3 protein-coding genes are annotated in these 3,000 nt (G+C 50.1%); all 3 read right to left on the bottom strand.

Annotated features, from left to right (window positions below; genetic code table 11):
• Positions 1 to 391: 391 nt before the first annotated feature.
• Entirely contained in the window at positions 392 to 1,414 is a 1,023-nt protein-coding gene (gene galE / locus AC1DVH_RS28810) for a UDP-glucose 4-epimerase GalE (RefSeq protein ID WP_477756639.1), read from the bottom strand.
• Positions 1,411 to 2,535, bottom strand: a complete 1,125-nt coding sequence (locus AC1DVH_RS28815) for a glycosyltransferase family 4 protein (protein WP_477756640.1) — start codon at positions 2,533 to 2,535, stop codon at positions 1,411 to 1,413. Before AC1DVH_RS28815 ends, galE begins: the two co-directional genes overlap by 4 nt.
• A 67-nt stretch (positions 2,536 to 2,602) precedes the next feature.
• On the bottom strand, positions 2,603 to 3,000 hold a 398-nt coding region (locus tag AC1DVH_RS28820; RefSeq protein ID WP_477756641.1), incomplete at its 5' end, for a glycosyltransferase.

A 3,000-nucleotide genomic window follows, 5' to 3' on the forward strand; every position in this document is an offset into this window, starting at 1 on the left:
GCCTGGAGCAGAAGACCCTGTGGAAGGCTCAGCGGCGAAAACGGAGGCACTTAAAGAAAGCATTAGGGCGGAAGCAAGTAGTTTGGTCATGGTAGATTCCTTTTTGATGCATCGTCGGTATTGGCGGTGAAACTAAGAAGCGAGCGTGCGAGGCCAAAAACTCTGAGCGTCCAGTAACGTTAAGGATAGTATTGATTCGAACTCGATGAGAGTTGACCTCTGGGTCATTCCTCAGTGAGATTTATCTTGCGATTATTGCCTCAAGAATACCTGTGTAGGATGTCTAACAGGTCTGACGTTTTCTAACGCACTCGCTGTTTCTAACAATTGTTATTGGGTATGTGGTGCGGATGTCATGTTCGCGCCTGATTGCTACGCCATACGAACGATGCTACTGGCCATAACCTTGCGGGTTAGCAGCTTGCCAACGCCAAGTGTCGGTCATCATTTCCGGCAACCCGCGCTTGGCCTTCCAGTTCAATTCATTGGCGGCTTTTGTGGGGTCGGCCCAGCACTCGGCAATATCACCGGGGCGACGCTCAACCAATTTGTAAGGCACGGCTCGGTCACTGGCCTGCTCGAATGCCCGAATCATTTCCAGCACGCTGTAACCGATACCGGTGCCCAGGTTCCAGATGTTTACCCCGGTTTTTTGGAGGATTGTCCGTAGCGCACTCAAATGCCCGTCGGCCAGATCCTGCACGTGGATGTAGTCGCGTACCCCGGTACCATCCTGCGTCGGATAATCGGCGCCGAACACGGATAGCTGCTTGAGCTTGCCAATGGCCACCTGGCTAACATAGGGCAGGAGGTTATTCGGCAGGCCATTGGGATCTTCGCCAATCAGCCCGCTTTGGTGCGCGCCCACCGGGTTAAAGTAGCGGAGCAGGGCAACGCTCCACCGCGGGTCCGATTTCGCCAGATCCTGCAACAGATCCTCGACCATCAGCTTGGAGCGACCATAGGGATTGGTCGGCACGCCAGTGGGGAAATCCTCCCGGATCGGCATCTGCGTCGGCTCGCCATACACCGTGGCGGAAGAGCTGAACACCAAATTGTAAACTCCGGCGTTGGCCATTGCCTGGCACAAGGTGACACTGCCTGCGACATTGTTGTCATAGTAGTCGAGTGGTTTGCGGACACTTTCCCCCACCGATTTCAAACCGGCGAAATGTAATACCGCGCTGATCCTCTGCGAGATGAACAACTCATCCAGCAAGGCGTGGTCACGGATATCGCCCTGAATGAACAAAGGCGCCTTGCCGCAAATCCGTGCGACCCGCGACAGCGACTCCGGTGAGCTGTTGCAAAGGTTGTCCAGCACCACCACCTCGTAGCCGGCCTCGAGCAGGGCCAAGGTGGTGTGGGAGCCGATATAGCCGGCACCGCCGGTCACCAAGATTTTGTAAGTCATGCCGCCGAGCCTCGAACTAATGAATTTTGAGTAGATGTGTAGGCCAGTAGCATTTCACTGTGCATACGCTCTGGGGCAAAACGCTGTAAGGCTTTCTCTCGGGCTGCTTTACCCATTTTTTTTCGTAATTCCATATCGGATATGAGCCGTTGGGTTTTTTTGGCCATATCGTCTGCCGTCTTACAAACAAAACCGGTTACACCATCAACCACAACATCTCTGCATCCCTCAACATCTGGGACAACAGCTGGTAAACCTGATGCTTGCGCCTCCATCAAAGACAATGGCATGCCTTCCCATAATGAAGTCATTACAAATAAATCGGATGCTCTGAGAAAATCAGCAACTTGATCCCTGGATACCCAGCCGGTGACATTCAGATTTTCAGGTAGTACTCCATCTACGAGTAACTCATTTTCCAGTTCACCACCGCCAATCCAAAGGAAGCGTGCGGAGTCGTTTTTTAGTTTCAGCGCAAGGTCACGAAAAGCGGATGGGTTTTTCGGGTAACACAGACGACCAGAGGTGCTGATCAAACAACTGGTACCACCACCACCACCAGTGGCATGCTTTACGAGGTCCAAGGGGATACTGTTCTCGACCAATAAAGATTTTTTCTGCCCTGCACCTTTTATAGCATGCTCAAGCTCGCTCTGAGAGCAGGCTACTGTTGTGCCGCCAAAATAGGAGCTTAGTCTTTCAATTAATGAGAAAACATGGCGTTTGTTTTTACTTATATCCTTTCGCAGGAAAGAAAAGCCGTGAGGCGTATAGAAGCAAGAGTTTGATCTCCCTGCGAATCGGCAAGCAATACGACCTAGCACACCTGCCTTGGATGAGTGTAGGTGAATTACATCAGGCTTTATTTTACGTATTAGCTTAAATATTTTGATTAGCGCTAATATGTCCTTGAATGGTGAAATATTGGTCACCATCGTCAACTCAAAACGCTCTATCGGAGCGAGAAATAAATCCGCTAGCTGCAATGAGGTCGGTGTATCTGGACGCACAGAGTGAATGATGGTCACTGCGTGGCCATCGGCAGTTTGGAGAGCAGCTAATTGCTGGATTATATTGAGGACGCCGCCGCCAAGCGCTTCAGTAATATGTATTATGCGCATTTAAATAACTCGATATTGATGATGGCTTTTCGGTACTCTCTTGCTGCCGCTGAACTGTTTTATAAAATTAAGCGCTCTTGGTCTTAAGTGATACAGTCCGGTAGAGTTTTTTCCATTCAGCAACGGCTGCGTTTAATGAAAAATATGAAATAACTCTTTGTCTTGCCGCCTTACCGGCTATTTCTTTTTCGTCTTTAGATAGTAAAATGGCCTGTTCAAGGCCACGGGCCAAAGCTTGAGCGTCAGCAGGCGGAATAATGAATCCACAGTCACCTAAAAACTCTTTTGGCCCCCCGCAATTTGTGGCGACCACGACCCTTTCGCACGCCATCGCTTCCCCTACGACTAACGGAAACCCTTCATATGCTGATGACAAAACGAAAACATCTGAAGCACTTAATAAAGCAGGAATGTCATTTCTCGCGCCAAGAAGTTTAATCTTGTCTGTCATTTCAAGCGCGGCAA

Source organism: Pseudomonas sp. P4_C3 (genome assembly GCF_056402075.1).